General features: G+C 52.3%; 12 protein-coding genes. 7 read left to right on the forward strand and 5 right to left on the reverse strand.

Features of this window, described 5'->3' with window-relative positions; translation table 11 throughout:
* Window positions 1-46: 46 nt before the first annotated feature.
* Window positions 47-2,011 (reverse strand): hypothetical protein, encoded by a 1,965-nt coding sequence (locus IPK01_06925; protein ID MBK7933226.1) that lies wholly within the window; start codon window positions 2,009-2,011, stop codon window positions 47-49.
* A 156-nt stretch (window positions 2,012-2,167) separates the two neighbouring features.
* Here IPK01_06925 and IPK01_06930 point away from each other — a divergent pair, with 156 nt between their 5' ends.
* The 4 genes from IPK01_06930 to IPK01_06945 all read left to right on the forward strand — a co-directional run bounded on the left by IPK01_06930 (window position 2,168) and on the right by IPK01_06945 (window position 7,350).
* Window positions 2,168-4,558 carry a DUF1906 domain-containing protein gene (locus tag IPK01_06930; GenBank protein ID MBK7933227.1) on the forward strand — a complete coding sequence of 797 codons (2,391 nt, stop codon included), beginning with the start codon at window positions 2,168-2,170 and terminating at the stop codon, window positions 4,556-4,558.
* Window positions 4,559-4,753: 195 nt separating this feature from the next.
* Window positions 4,754-5,515 (forward strand): 2-dehydro-3-deoxy-D-gluconate 5-dehydrogenase KduD, encoded by a 762-nt coding sequence (gene kduD, locus IPK01_06935; protein ID MBK7933228.1) that lies wholly within the window; start codon window positions 4,754-4,756, stop codon window positions 5,513-5,515.
* An 85-nt stretch (window positions 5,516-5,600) separates the two neighbouring features.
* Window positions 5,601-6,695 (forward strand): sugar kinase, encoded by a 1,095-nt coding sequence (locus tag IPK01_06940; GenBank protein ID MBK7933229.1) that lies wholly within the window; start codon window positions 5,601-5,603, stop codon window positions 6,693-6,695.
* A 4-nt stretch (window positions 6,696-6,699) separates the two neighbouring features.
* Window positions 6,700-7,350 (forward strand): bifunctional 2-keto-4-hydroxyglutarate aldolase/2-keto-3-deoxy-6-phosphogluconate aldolase, encoded by a 651-nt coding sequence (locus tag IPK01_06945; GenBank protein MBK7933230.1) that lies wholly within the window; start codon window positions 6,700-6,702, stop codon window positions 7,348-7,350.
* Between the two features lie 274 nt (window positions 7,351-7,624).
* On the opposite strand, the gene IPK01_06950 is transcribed toward IPK01_06945, so the two are convergent.
* Complete coding sequence (locus tag IPK01_06950; GenBank protein MBK7933231.1) at window positions 7,625-8,224, reverse strand: riboflavin synthase; 600 nt, start codon at window positions 8,222-8,224, stop codon at window positions 7,625-7,627.
* Window positions 8,225-8,227: 3 nt separating this feature from the next.
* The gene (locus IPK01_06955) at window positions 8,228-9,202 is read right to left on the reverse strand and encodes a transporter (GenBank protein ID MBK7933232.1); all 975 of its coding nucleotides are present in this window, start codon (window positions 9,200-9,202) and stop codon (window positions 8,228-8,230) included.
* Between the two features lie 82 nt (window positions 9,203-9,284).
* Between IPK01_06955 and IPK01_06960 the strand changes: the two genes are divergently transcribed.
* Window positions 9,285-9,824: a hypothetical protein gene (locus tag IPK01_06960; protein MBK7933233.1), complete on the forward strand. Its 540-nt coding sequence runs from the start codon at window positions 9,285-9,287 to the stop codon at window positions 9,822-9,824.
* On the opposite strand, the gene IPK01_06965 is transcribed toward IPK01_06960, so the two are convergent.
* Window positions 9,817-10,638 carry a neutral zinc metallopeptidase gene (locus IPK01_06965; protein ID MBK7933234.1) on the reverse strand — a complete coding sequence of 274 codons (822 nt, stop codon included), beginning with the start codon at window positions 10,636-10,638 and terminating at the stop codon, window positions 9,817-9,819. The two genes, IPK01_06960 and IPK01_06965, sit on opposite strands and share 8 nt — an antisense overlap.
* Window positions 10,639-10,949: 311 nt before the next feature.
* Here IPK01_06965 and IPK01_06970 point away from each other — a divergent pair, with 311 nt between their 5' ends.
* Together IPK01_06970 and IPK01_06975 are read left to right on the forward strand one after the other, a co-directional pair.
* Window positions 10,950-11,225, forward strand: a complete 276-nt coding sequence (locus IPK01_06970; protein ID MBK7933235.1) for an integration host factor subunit beta — start codon at window positions 10,950-10,952, stop codon at window positions 11,223-11,225.
* A 95-nt stretch (window positions 11,226-11,320) separates the two neighbouring features.
* Window positions 11,321-12,349, forward strand: coding sequence for a site-2 protease family protein (locus tag IPK01_06975; protein ID MBK7933236.1), 1,029 nt, complete (start codon window positions 11,321-11,323; stop codon window positions 12,347-12,349).
* A 118-nt stretch (window positions 12,350-12,467) separates the two neighbouring features.
* Here IPK01_06975 and IPK01_06980 read toward each other — a convergent pair whose 3' ends face one another.
* Window positions 12,468-13,448, reverse strand: a complete 981-nt coding sequence (locus IPK01_06980; protein MBK7933237.1) for a hypothetical protein — start codon at window positions 13,446-13,448, stop codon at window positions 12,468-12,470.
* Between the last annotated feature and the right edge of the window lie 57 nt (window positions 13,449-13,505).

Consider the following 13,505-nt stretch of genomic DNA (forward strand, 5'->3'; position numbering starts at 1 on the left):
GGATGGGCCGAATAAGACCGTATCTTGTCGATGCCACTTAACCTGTTCAATTTCTTATTCTATAAACGCGATATTGCCCAGATTCCGCCACGACAGGATACTTGCTAAAAAAAGCTTCATTCGCTTTCATCGAATTTCGCTCTTCCGGTGAGATCAGGACGTAATCAATCTCAGCTTTTTTTAGAAAAATATCGGATACACCTCCGCCTTCATAGATCCGTTTTACTTCGTCCTCGCGTGAGCCATAGTCAATGCCGTGCGACGAAAGGTGACCGATGTAGCGCATATATGAGAGCCTGCCGGACAGCACTACGGCAGAATTGTAAGTCGGTGCGTTAAGGAAAAGAGAGTTCGGAGCGGTCTTTTCCTTGATAAGCTGTGCGATCTTCACGGCGTCAGGATCGAATACCTTTATCTTATTTTGACCCGTCGCAGTTCGCCAGACGTCGAGTCCACCCGAAAACGTCAATGCCAAAAGTCCAACTGCCGCGACTGCTTGTAAAAGCTTTGATTCTTTCCATGCCCAAGCGATCGCATACGCGATCAACGGCACTGAACCGACATACCAATAGATCAGTACCTTGATGTTATCCCATTCCCACGGTGCGAGCTTAGCGACGTTTGAGACAACGAAGAGGAAAATAAAAGGAACACAAAAGAGAAGAAGGTTTTTGGCATTTGGATTTTGGTCTTCGGTTTTTCGCGCCTTAGCGGCTTCACGGCCTTGCGTAAAAAATATCCAACCGCCTGCGATCAATACCGGGATCACGATGCCCGTATTCTTGATCCAGAACCAGACCACGTTAACGTCACGCTTATCCCATCCGAAGTGCCAGTCAAAAAACTTGCTTGTTTCCGAGGCACTTCCCGACAGCGACCAGAGCAACTCAGGAACGGCTATAAGACAAACTCCAACGCCGAACGCGATCCATTCACGCCATTTTACCGGTTTGAAAATAAACAGAAATCCGGTAACGACAAAGAGGGTCACGAGGCTGTGAAGATGAATCAACGGCAGCATTCCCGCGAGGATGCCTACCAGAAGTGGAGAAATTGTCCGGTTCTCATTGCCGTTCTTGCTTTTCGACGTGTTGTCCGACGTGAAAATTTGCCACAAATAACCGAGAACGACAATGGTTATCGGCATTCCGAGAAGAAGGCTGCGTTGGGTGATAAACAGCACGACCAGAGAATTGCCCCAGCGAAATTGGTCGGTGATCGTGTAATCACGCGGCAGATTCCACAGAAATTCCCAAAGGCTTTTGCCCTGTTCCCAATAATCTTTAATAAACCATACAAACCCGAGGCCGCCGCTGAAAAATAACAGTAACGGAGCAATTCTTCCGGCGAGTTTGCTGCCAGTCAGTTTTGCTGAAAAACGATCAAGAATTACAAGAAGGGAAAACGCCCATGAAACATTCTGCAGGAACATCGCGCTCTGCAGATCGGCCCCGAGCCGCATAAAACATGCCGTCAGGAAATCCGCGATAAACGGATACGAGAATCTTGCACCCGAAAAAGAAGGGTTTTGCGGCGGAAAGTTACTGCCGTCGGTAAACCCTAATATCGCGCCGAGATGAAACGGCAGGTCGCCCAGATTGTTCGATCCGCCTGTAAAGATTCCGGAAGCCGTTTCGTACATCGTCTGGCCGAAAAACAGCCAAAACAAGATCACAAAAAAGGCGTAATAGCCGAAACCGGCAAAGCGTTTTAGGTTTCCGCCCTGAACTTTACCTTTAGCCTTTGCCCAATCGTGAAGAAATTTGGATCGCCGCTCATGTTTTTGCAGGACCACGATCGGAAGCATTGTGAACACGAACGCTACCAACACTGTCGCAATGCCAAAGCCGAACAAGAGAGCCAACACAAATCCCGTGATCCCGAGCACCGCCGAGCCGATCACATTCCCGACCGCTAGCCGCCACATGAACGACTCGTCCTTGGCGAACAAATACGTTAAAGCCATGCCGCCGAACGCCAACGCAATAATTATGAGTGCAGAGATCAGCATAAGACCGGTAAAGCAACGAACTTCTAAATAAGTTACTTCAATTGCGACAAGCGGCAAAATCCGGCGGACATATTACGAATTTATTGGTTCGCGGCATCAGAATCGTTTATACTTTTTCACAAATCCATTAGCCGTGGTTTCGGCACTTCAAACAAAATGAGAAATTCGTCGATAGCTATTCTCTTTCTGACCCTTTCGATCGCAACAGCTGTGTTTTCTCAGGTTTCGTTGACCTACGACACGGGAATGGGTCGCATGTTGAAATTCGGGAATCAAGAGCCTGGTTTGCCCGTTAGATCAGATGAGGCAGAGATAGTCGGCATACAGTCGATCGGCGGAGCAAGCGGGGTCGCGTTAACGCGGAGAGCGTTGTATTCGACCAATGACGGCGGAATAAACTGGAGCGAGTTGAACTTGGAGCCGAAGGGCAACATGGTGATCGCTCATGCCGTGTTTGTTGACCGGAAAAAAGGCGGAGCCGTTATGGTCAGCCGACAGGAAAACACGGTTGATTTGAGCCTGACGTCTGATGGCGGTGTTTCGTGGACCACTTTCCCTGTCGCGATACGACGAGATTTGTTGTTAGGCGCAAATATCGAAGACGCGGTCTTGGGCATGAGCGACGAACTGCGGCTGACGATACCGCTCGAGACGAGTTCGAATTTTGCCGGCAGCTTGATCTTCGTATCGGTTGATGGAGGAATGTCGTGGGATCTTCGGTCGAAAACAGTTGATATGTCGCCGGACATGCCGGCCGCAGCCGAGATCATTTCCGGCAATTGGAAAGTGAGAACGGATGGAATTTGTTTTGGATTCAAGACAGGTTGTTTTCAGGAGAGCAGGCTATTAATAAATGAGATCGACGTCACACCGCCTCAGATAAAGTTGCTCGCAACCATCAACCGAGCCCGAGCCAAAGCAGAAGCGGAAAGACGGCCGATGTTCGCTCTTCCGCGGGCAGGTTCGACGCGAACAAGCCTAAATCGTGGGTTTGATATGTGTAACGCTCCGACAGCGGCGCAGATGATGACGTGGTGGAATAATTCTCCACACTACGACATGAACATCTATATTAGCGGCCGTAATCGAGCCTGTTCGGCTCAGCCGAACCTGTCTGCCGCCTGGGTCAATCAGGTCTCGGCGATGGGTTGGGGGCTAATACCGACAGTTGTCGGGTATCAATCGCCGTGCACCGCCTCGGCCACCAGCGTCAAACTCAGCTACGATGTCGCGACCGCCGAAACGCAGGGCCGCGGCGAAGCTGACATCGCCGTCGCTGACGCCAATAACCTGGGAATCACGGCGGGCTCGATACTTTATTACGACATGGAGCGTTACGATCCGCCGACACCTGACACGCTTGGATGCCGGCCCGCGACCGTTGCTTTTCTCAAGGGCTGGACCGATCGAATCAAAGAGCTAGGCTACAAATCGGGCGTTTACGGATCGCCGAAAAATGCTCAGGAAGACTGGGTCGGCCTTCCGCCCGCGAGCAAGATGGATGCGATCTGGATGGCACGCTGGGACAATATAATGTCGGTCTGGACATACCTGACATTTCCAAATTTCCCGACCGGCGAATGGGCAAATCACCAACGGATCAAACAATGGCAGGCACCGCATAACGAAACCTGGGGCGGCGTCACATTTAATATTGACGGCAATATCTCCGACGGACCGGTCGCCGGAAATGTTGTCGCACGCAACAAAAATGCTGATTTTGACGGAGACGGAAAATCAGACCTGAGCATTTACCGGCCCGATAGCGGTGCTTGGTATTTTCTGTTCAGTGCTAGTGGTTCGGCTAGCGGAATCCTCTTTGGTGCGGCGGGTGACATCCCTGTCCCCGGTGACTATGACGGTGATGGAAAGACCGACGCAGCGATCTTCCGTCCGGCTGACGGCTCGTGGCACATGCTGACCAAGGCCGGCGTTTACCGGTCGATGCAGTTTGGAACAAACGGCGACATTCCCGCGGCGGCTGATTTTAACGGCGACGGTAAGACCGATCAGGCCGTCTTCCGTCCATCAAACAGCACCTGGTATATCGCCAACAGCGACAGCCGAGGCACATTTACATATGTTCAGTTTGGCCAGGCGGGCGACAAACCGGCACCCGCCGATTATGACGGTGACGGAAAGGCCGACATTGCAATATTTCGCCCTGCAGGGACGACCGGCACGGAATGGTGGGTCTCAAAAAGTAGCGGCGGGCTGTTCGCGACGCAATTTGGAACGTTGACCGACAAGGCCGTTCCAGTCGATTTCACGGGAGACGGCAAAGCTGACGTCACTTTTTGGCGGCCGGCGACGGGAGAGTGGTTTGTACTTCGAAGCGAAGATCTCAGTTACTACGCATTCCCGTTCGGTACAAATGGCGATCTGCCTGCGTCAGGCGATTTCGACGGCGACGGTCTTGCCGATGCCGCCGTTTTCCGCCCATCGAATGCGGTTTGGTATATGCTTCGAAGCCAGGCGGGGTTTTTGGCTGTGCAGTTCGGACTGTCGGACGATCGGCCGATCCAGAGTTTTTATTTACCTCAATAATACAAATATGCGGCATCCTGTAGATAAGCTTGCCGCAGTGATTGGTCTTACCACTTAAGGTCTGTGTGATGGAGTTGGAGAACTCGCAGATTCGCCGGATCTGATTCGCTCAATAAACGTAAAACTTGACTTTCGTTATCGAATTCACTTGTGCTATCTTTTACGCAATTGGTCTTACCATTTAATTAGATGAGCATATTGGATAAGTTCTCGCTTATAGGAAAGATCGCGGTCGTCACAGGCTCGGGAAAGGGCATCGGGCGGGCGATCGCGGTTTCATTGGCTGAGGCAGGAGCCGATGTTGCATGCCATGCCCGAACTCCAGGCACGGCACGCGAAACCGTTGGCGCGATCGAGAGCAAGGGGCGGCGAGCCGTGGAAGTCTTGGGCGACATGTCTGACAAGCATGCTCCAACGCGAATAGTTGACGCTGCGATGGAAGCGTTCGGCCGGATCGATATCTTAATCAATAACGCCGGCATGATCCGTCGTTCGCTTGCCGTAGATTTCAGTGAGGAAGATTGGTCGACAGTGATCAACGTTAATCTGTCGAGCGTTTTTCGTCTGTCTCAGGCCGCAGGCAGGCATATGATCGCGCAAGGTAGTGGCAAGATCGTTAGTATCGCATCGCTACTTTCGTTTCAGGGCGGGATCACGGTTCCGGCGTATACCGCGTCGAAATCAGGCGTCGCCGGACTCACCAAGGCCCTCGCAAATGAATGGGCAAAACACAATGTTAACGTCAATGCGATCGCACCGGGATATATTGCGACCGACAACACGGCTCCGCTGCAGGCGGACGAAACACGCAACAGACAAATACTCGAACGCATTCCTGCCGGACGCTGGGGAAACGCAGATGACCTAGCGGGAGCTGCCGTTTTTCTATCTTCGGCGGCGAGCGATTATCTGCAAGGTCACATTTTGATCGTTGACGGCGGATGGATGGCACGATAACTGGTTGGCAGAGTAGCCGAAGGCAGAAGCAGTAAGAGATCTTGTCAGAACCAGGAGCGATAGTGACTGAGTAAACCTGAGTAACATGCTAAATATCAAATCAAAAGATCAGTGTAAATGGGACATAGTGTCCCTTGGCGAAGTCATGCTAAGGCTGGATCCCGGCGACAAGCGGATCCACACGACCCGCTCATTTGAGGTCTGGGAGGGTGGCGGAGAGTACAATGTCGCCCGCGGTTTGAAGCGTTGTTTTGGCCTCGATGCCGCAGTTGTTACGGCGCTTGCCGACAATCCGGTCGGGCGACTTGTTCAAGATCTGATCTATCAGGGCGGCGTCGATCAGTCGCACGTCAAATGGGCAAAATACGACGGCGTCGGCCGCACGGTCCGCAACGGAATGAACTTTACCGAACGTGGTTTCGGTGTCCGTGCGGCTCTAGGTTGCTCGGATCGTGGTAACACCGCTGTTTCGCAGCTCAACAAAGGCGATATCGATTGGGAAAAGATCTTCGGTGACGAAGGAGCAAGATGGCTCCACACCGGCGGCATCTTTTGCGCCTTGTCGGAATCCACACCCGAGGTCGCGAAAGAAGCGATGGAGATCGCCAAAAAACATGGCACCATCATCTCGTACGATCTCAACTACCGCAACTCGCTCTGGAAGGCGATCGGCGGCCAGGCCAAGGCTCAGGAAGTTAACCGCGACCTTGCTAAATACGTCGATGTGATGATCGGTAACGAAGAGGATTTTACGGCATGTCTTGGCTACGAGGTCGAAGGGCAGGACGAGAATCACTCGAAGCTCGACATCGTTAATTTCGAAAAAATGATTCGCCGGGCAGTTGCGGAATTCCCAAATTTTGCGGTCGCCGCAACCACGCTTCGCAATGCAAAAACAGCGTCCATCAACGATTGGGGAGCAGTTTGCTTTACCGAAGGCGAACTTCATCAGTCGATAATGCGGCCTGACCTCGACATCTTCGACCGCGTCGGCGGCGGCGATTCGTTTGCATCGGGTCTGATTTACGGGTTCCTGACCGGCGAATCTCCCGAATGGGCCGTCAATTGCGGAGCAGCTCACGGTGCACTCGCTATGACAACCCCTGGCGACACGACAACGGTCGGGCTCGCTGACGTTCTCAGAGTAATGAAAGGCGGCGGTGCCCGTGTAGCAAGGTAAACTTATGACTAAAGCGGAAATTGTAAAACAGATCGAAGATGTCGGCCTTGTGCCGGTGGTGCGGGCTTCGTCAGCCGACGAGGCGATGCAGGTGATCGAAGCAATCAAGGCAGGCGGCGTGAACGTTCTCGAGATCACTATGACAGTCCCCGGAGCCGTGCACGTGATCGAGAAGGTCGCTGATAAATACGGCAGCGAAGTGCTCGTCGGAGCCGGAACAGTACTTGATCCTGAAACCGCTCGTGCCTGTCTACTGGCCGGAGCCCAGTTCATCGTCAGCCCTGCTCTGAATCTTGACACGATCGCTCTTTGTCACAGATACGGTGCACCGATAGCTCCGGGCGTTCTTACACCGACCGAGGTGATAACAGCATGGAGTGCGGGCGTTGATTTTGTAAAGGTCTTTCCCTGCGGATCGGTTGGCGGTGCGAGCTATGTCAAAAACCTGAAGGGCCCGTTTCCACAAGTAAAGATAATCCCGACCGGAGGAGTCTCGCTCAAGACCGCCGCCGACTTTATCAAAGCCGGAGCCTCGGCCCTTGGCGTCGGAACCGATCTGGTCGATGTCAACGCCATCCGCGAAGGGAACGCCCATATCATCACCGAACGAGCCCGACAGTTCATAGAGATCGTCCGCGATGCTCGGATCTCCTAAATTCGCAATCTCAAACTAAAAAGCCTCCGTCGCATGTGGGTCAAATACTGCGACGGAGGTTTCCACGAACGGTGGGAGACAGGGAGACCAAAAGCCACTTAAGGCTCAATTTTCAATTCCCGAAGGTAACCAGTGGGAGTCTGATTAGTGGGAGTTTCTATGTAGTAATGAGAAAAATCGCAAAAACCTTTCAAGGTTTTTGCGATTTTTTTTCGAAACTGATCTGAAGTGCCTATGTTTACTGGGCTTTATGACGCAAAAAAATATGGATCAGTCAAGGGGTTTCCTGCAGATCGAGCATTCTTTCGACGTATTTAGCGATGACATCGGCCTCTAGATTGACCGGATCACCCGGTTTCAGGCTTGAGATATTTGTCATTTCCCAGGTCTTTGGAATTACGGCGATCTCGAAATGATCATTTGCAAGCGATGCGACCGTGAGGCTGATGCCTTCGACGGTGACCGAACCCTTGTAAACAAGATAGCGCGCGAATTCGAGTGCGAAGCCGACACGTACGGTCCAAAAGCCACCTTCGCGAGTCGCTGAAAGGAAGGTGCCGCGGCCGTCAACATGTCCCTGGACGATGTGGCCTCCGAGACGAGTAGCAGGTGTGACGGCTCGCTCGAGATTGACCGGCGAGCCCTCACCGAGATTTCCCAGCGTGGTCTTATCGAGTGTTTCCGGGGAGACATCGGCGGCGAATGACTCCTTTGTCACATCAAGAGCAGTCAGGCATACGCCGTTGACCGCAATTGAATCACCGTTTGAAATGTCGGAGGTAATGAGCGTTGCCGCGATTTTGATCCTCTCGCCGCCGGCGAATGGCTCGCGACTTCTGACCCTCCCGAGTTCTTCTATAAGTCCTGTAAACATAAATTATGACGCCGGTTCGATCTCTGAGAGTTTGCGGGCGTCGATCGAGATCGGTTCTCCGTCTTCGACCTCGTTGTAATAATTGACGAATTTAAAACCGCAGCGTATCTCCTCCGGTTTGTATGAGGATCGCGAATGTACGGTCTGAGCAAATGTCTCGTCGGTCGCGGTCAATAGGATCAGGAACTCAGCGTCGGTTCGCTTGTAATCGAGCTGCGTCAGGCCGTGGAGCGGCGACCTTTCATCGATCGGATGGACGACGGTCCAGCCGAGCGGGAAGAACGTTACTTTATCGCGTTCGAGTTCTAGAAAATCGAATCGCCGAACCTGTTTGCCGTCCTCGTTCACAAATCTGGCGAACAGTACCTTGACCTCGACCTCGATCAGCTGATTATTACGGCCGTTGATCATACGAAACATCAGCCCGTCGATCCCGCGATACGGTGCGATCACGCATACGTTGCTGAATATGACCTTTGCCGTTGGCCGGGCAAACCGGGCGAAAACGACGCCGGTGATCAAGGCATTTGCGAGCAAACTGTAATACGATTCGATAGTGACCAACAGATTTGGAATTATGCCGACAGGATGTATCGTACCGTAACCGATGGTAGCGAATGTCTGGACGCTAAAGAAAAATCCCGTTAGAAATACGTTCGCCATCGGCGTCGACGACGTATCAACTAACGAACCATCGCCGGTCACCGTATATGCCAGACCGAACAGAATATTACTGACAAAATACAAGAGCAGAACGAGCAGCAGGAACGTTCTCCATTTCATCGTCAGCAGAGTGTGATAAAGATTGAGCGATGTGAAAAGCGGCAGTCCGGTCCGTTGGACGTTGAATGAACCGTCCGGATTCAGAAGCCGTTGACGGCTCTGCCCAGATACGACCGCGCCAAAACCGAGATCACGATCTTCCTCTCTAAGAAAGTCGTCTGCCGTTAATGCGTTTTCCAGCGATCGTTCGTTCACTTATGATGCGATTATAGCGAGCGGGCCGGAGAATTGTAAAAGTTGATTGGTTTTTCGCTCTCTTTGATGCTGAAATATTTATATGGCTGAAGCAAAAAACCAGGAACTCGAACCGCCGAAACTCAAGATCGTGAACGGCGAACCCGACGTATCGTCACTCGCCGATCTGCTCGAGTGGTTTCTCAATTTTGACGAACGCACCGCACGAATGCGGCTCGCATATACCGAAGAACTCTTTCAGTGGAAACAGTCTAATGACGAGGCGAATGGCATCGGGACGTATCCTTTTGAGAACGCCGAGGCAAGATTTGCTGTTGGTGCGATACAGGCTTTGAAAGAAAATAGCTCTGAGCCGCAGCTGCAGATATGGATCACCGAAGTTCTCGAAGCTCTCGGTGCGGCACGTGAAATGAAGACCGAAATGTCCAATGCGTATCGTCTCGACGATGCCGACCCCGAGGCATTCGCTCTTAAGAAGGCCGAGAAGCTTACAACAACCAACGAAAAACGCCTGTATCTGTCGAATTGCTGGTTCGAAGTTCTTTATACTGCGGAGGCTAGATTTCTTGGCTACGTCTATCAAGAACTCTACGGCCGGCCGTTCGCTCCCGCGACTATTTGAACGTCTGACATTGCTGCATGCTGCCAGACTGAATTCCTTTCGCGAAATACTGCATTCTCTGCTGAGCGCTGCCGTGCGTGAATGAATCGGGTATGATGTAACCCTGCGTACGTTTTTGGATCATATCGTCACCAACGGCGGCGGCTGCTCGAATGGCCTCCTCGGCGTCACCTGTTTCGAGGCGTCCCTGTTTCGCGGCGAAATTTGCCCAGATGCCTGCGTAGCAGTCAGCCTGAAGTTCGAGAGCTACGGAAAGACGATTGTTGCTGCCGGCACGCTGAACCTTGTCCATAACGCCCGTCAGGTTTTGGATGTGATGTCCATATTCGTGTGCGATCACATAAGCTTGGGCAAAGTCGCCCGGCGCTTTGAACTCACGCTGCAGTTCATTAAAGAAAGCAAAATCGAGATAGAGTTTTTCATCGCCGGGGCAATAGAATGGGCCGGTCGCGGCCTCGGCATATCCGCAGGCTGATTGGACCTGACCTGTGAAAAGGACCAGCTTCGGGGCACGAAACGGGACGCGCGACTGCTGAGGCAGGATCTGTTTCCATGCATCCTCGAGATTTCCCATGATAGCGCCGACGAATTGGCGGTTTTGGTCTTGGGTGACAGCTTTGTTCACCGTCGTTCCCGGGGCGGGGACTTCCTGCGGACCGGAAGACTGCAGCAATTGGCTCGGGTCGCCGCCGCATAAATAAATCGCAAGTGCGAGCACGAGCACACCGATACTGCCGCCGCCGATCGCTATTCCTCGTCCGCTGCCGCGTCGATCCTCTATATTGTCGCTCTGCCGCTGATCTTGCCAACGCATAAAGATTGTCCTCTCTCGTCCGTCAGAATTATCGATCGATTGCTGTGATTCTAGCATTTCCGAACACGTCAGCGAAGGAATTTGGAACATTTTTATCGCACTTTCGGAACAGCTGTTGCGGATTTGAGTTCGGTCATAGATTGCTTGGTGGCCGAGTGCATCAGTTATGAAATAAAAGCCGAAAGGCCGGGCAAAAAAATTAACGTCCGAACGTCCGCAAAATCTTGACAGAATAAGATTTAGAGGATTATGATGCAACTGAGTTTTAGTTTCGGTTTTCTCTCCGCGTTTCCAAAATATAGGAGGCACTAATGATCAAACTAGACATCGTCAACCTGGTCGCAGAACGGACCGGCGTGCCGAAACAGAAGGCCGAGCAGGTCGTCGATTCGCTTTTTGAAGCGATGAAGGATGCTCTTGCGCATGGCAAGAGGATCGAGTTGCGAGGATTTGGCGTTTTTGTCGTTAAGGCCCGCAAACGCGGCGTCGGCCGCAACCCGCGAACAGGCAAAGAAGTGCCGATCCCGGCGGGCAAGACAATTCGATTCAAACCGGGCAAAGAGCTGTCGGCAAAAGCCGTTGGTTGATTTTCGTTAAGTTCTATCCGATGATTAGATCGTTGATCGCGTAATTAGCGACGTTTCGCTCGCGGTTTGCGATCTTTCTCTTTCTAACCTACCTGATGACCGATCCTGAGCAGATAGATCAACAATACTACTACGACCGGCCGGCGATGAAACCGACGGCCCGGACCTACGTTCGGCATTTTGCACTTCTTGTCATTACGTTTTTTACGTCAATGGTGGCAGGCGTAATGTTTCCTTTCGGCCCGATCAACACCTTGCCGGACGACGACCCGCAAACTGCGGCCCAGGTCCTGGAGTTCATCATTAACCTGCCCGTTAAGTATGCAGGATTGATCGGTTCGACGGTCAACGAGATAGTCACAAATCCGGCAGTTCTAAGTTACGGGCTTAAATTTTCGCTATCTTTGATCTTCATACTCTTTTGCCATGAGATGGGGCATTACATCGCTTGCCGACTTTATAGGGTCGACGCGACGTTGCCGTTCTTTATCCCGACGCCGCCGCTCATTGGGCCCGCCGGGACCTTTGGGGCGTTTATCAAAATAATGTCTCCGATGCCGTCGCGACGAGCGGTCTTTGACATTGGCGTCGCCGGGCCGATCGCAGGATTTATCGCGCTAATTCCGATAGCATTGACGGGAGTCGCTACCATGGAGATCGCTACTCCGGCGCAGGTCGCAAGTTCTCAGGGCGGGTTGATCTTTTCGGATCCGATCTTTATGCGAATGGTCGCGTATTTGTTCGGTGTAGACCTCAATTTTGGGATCGGGAATGCCTTTTATTTCGCCGCGTGGGTTGGTCTGCTGGTCACTGCACTTAATCTAATTCCGTCGGGGCAACTCGACGGCGGGCATGCGATCTATGCGGTATTTGGCAAGTCCGTGCATAAGTGGACAGGCCGGATCGCGTTTCCAGTCATGGCGATACTTTCTATCTTCGGGATGTATTTTTTTAATAGCCCAAGCGGCTTCCTGATAGCGATCATTCTTGCGGTAATGATGCGTGTCGGCCACCCCGAACCGCTGGATCAATCACCGCTCGACGCAAAACGCAAGGTCATCGCGTTTGCGACGCTAGTGATTTTTGCACTGTGCTTCGTGCCGTTTCCGATCAGGATCAGTTAAGAATTATTTGCCGCGAAAAAGCACAAAAACGCAATAAAGAGGAAGCCGTCAATTGAGTCGGTTTCCTCTTTTCGATTCCTACCTTGCGCGATCTGTGTCCTCTCGCGGCAAATTTTTCCTATGTTACGGATGCAGGCAGCAAGCCCTTTATTTCCTTGACCATTTTCTCGACATCTTCCTGGCCGTCGAGGGCGATCATGAAGAAATCGTAGCTTGTTTTGAAACAGACCATGCCGTTGCCAAAGAACCAGACGCCCTCAAGCAGCGGGTTGCCGCCGATGATCGAGCCGATCGGGAAACCCGTAACTGCGGCAGGATTGAGTACATTTGTCATCATTACGGCGCCTGACGCAAATGAAAATGCACCAAGCAGCGGTGCTCCAATGCGTTTGGCGATGTCGCGTTCGAAGGCGATGCGTTCGGCGTCGGCGTCGGAAAGCTGGCCTTTGGCGATCATGTCCTCGCGGCGTTTAAGATAGCCGTCGAACTGTTCAGCAAGCTTCTTGACCGACCATGTCGGTATTGCCGAATTGAGCAGCCAATGCGAACTGATACCTGTGAATACCACACCGAGCCCGGCTCCGATCGCCATCGAAACGCCTGTCGTCGCGGCCCTCACCGGGTCTTCTGCCGCCCAATCAACTGCTTTTTTGGCCGATCTTACACCTGCGTCCAGGGTCGATGTGACCGACGAGCCAAAACCGACCACCTTGGCGACACGTTTTGTATTCGTGCTTGCAGCGTCATACGCGTCGTCGAAAATATCACCGGCTTTGTCGACTACCTCTACGACGGCCGTTCCGGCCTTGTGACCGGCGTCAACGGCGACATCCCGGACCGGCTCACTTACGCTCCACGCTGATCTGGCAGTATCGGTAGCGGTATTGATAACGTCACCGGCGACCTTGACGGCCTGCTTTCCGACCTCAGTTTTCTCTGCCTCGGTCTTAACGTATTCAGCGCCCTTTTGGGCCGTATCATAGACAACACGGGCTCCGCCCTCGATCTTTTCCTTCAGGCCAAGCTGAGAATCGATCTCCTCAAGCTTTTCGGTCGCTTTCTTTTGCCAGCGGTCAAATTTCTCTTTGTAGTCGCTCATAACGGTTTCCTTTTTACTGCAAACTCACTTATCAAATACGTTCTGCCAGTTGTGATA

It is taken from the genome of Acidobacteriota bacterium (assembly GCA_016713675.1).
Classification (GTDB): Bacteria; Acidobacteriota; Blastocatellia; order Pyrinomonadales; family Pyrinomonadaceae; genus OLB17.

Bases quoted from the DNA above. Each gene is read 5' to 3' on its own strand.
- IPK01_06925 (MBK7933226.1), bottom strand. From the start codon at position 2,011: ATGCTGATCTCTGCACTCATAATTATTGCGTTGGCGTTCGGCGGCATG.
- IPK01_06930 (MBK7933227.1), top strand. From the start codon at position 2,168: ATGAGAAATTCGTCGATAGCTATTCTCTTTCTGACCCTTTCGATCGCA.
- IPK01_06940 (MBK7933229.1), top strand. From the start codon at position 5,601: ATGCTAAATATCAAATCAAAAGATCAGTGTAAATGGGACATAGTGTCC.
- IPK01_06945 (MBK7933230.1), top strand. From the start codon at position 6,700: ATGACTAAAGCGGAAATTGTAAAACAGATCGAAGATGTCGGCCTTGTG.
- IPK01_06950 (MBK7933231.1), bottom strand. From the start codon at position 8,224: ATGTTTACAGGACTTATAGAAGAACTCGGGAGGGTCAGAAGTCGCGAG.
- IPK01_06960 (MBK7933233.1), top strand. From the start codon at position 9,285: ATGGCTGAAGCAAAAAACCAGGAACTCGAACCGCCGAAACTCAAGATC.
- IPK01_06965 (MBK7933234.1), bottom strand. From the start codon at position 10,638: ATGCGTTGGCAAGATCAGCGGCAGAGCGACAATATAGAGGATCGACGC.
- IPK01_06970 (MBK7933235.1), top strand. From the start codon at position 10,950: ATGATCAAACTAGACATCGTCAACCTGGTCGCAGAACGGACCGGCGTG.
- IPK01_06975 (MBK7933236.1), top strand. From the start codon at position 11,321: ATGACCGATCCTGAGCAGATAGATCAACAATACTACTACGACCGGCCG.
- IPK01_06980 (MBK7933237.1), bottom strand. From the start codon at position 13,448: ATGAGCGACTACAAAGAGAAATTTGACCGCTGGCAAAAGAAAGCGACC.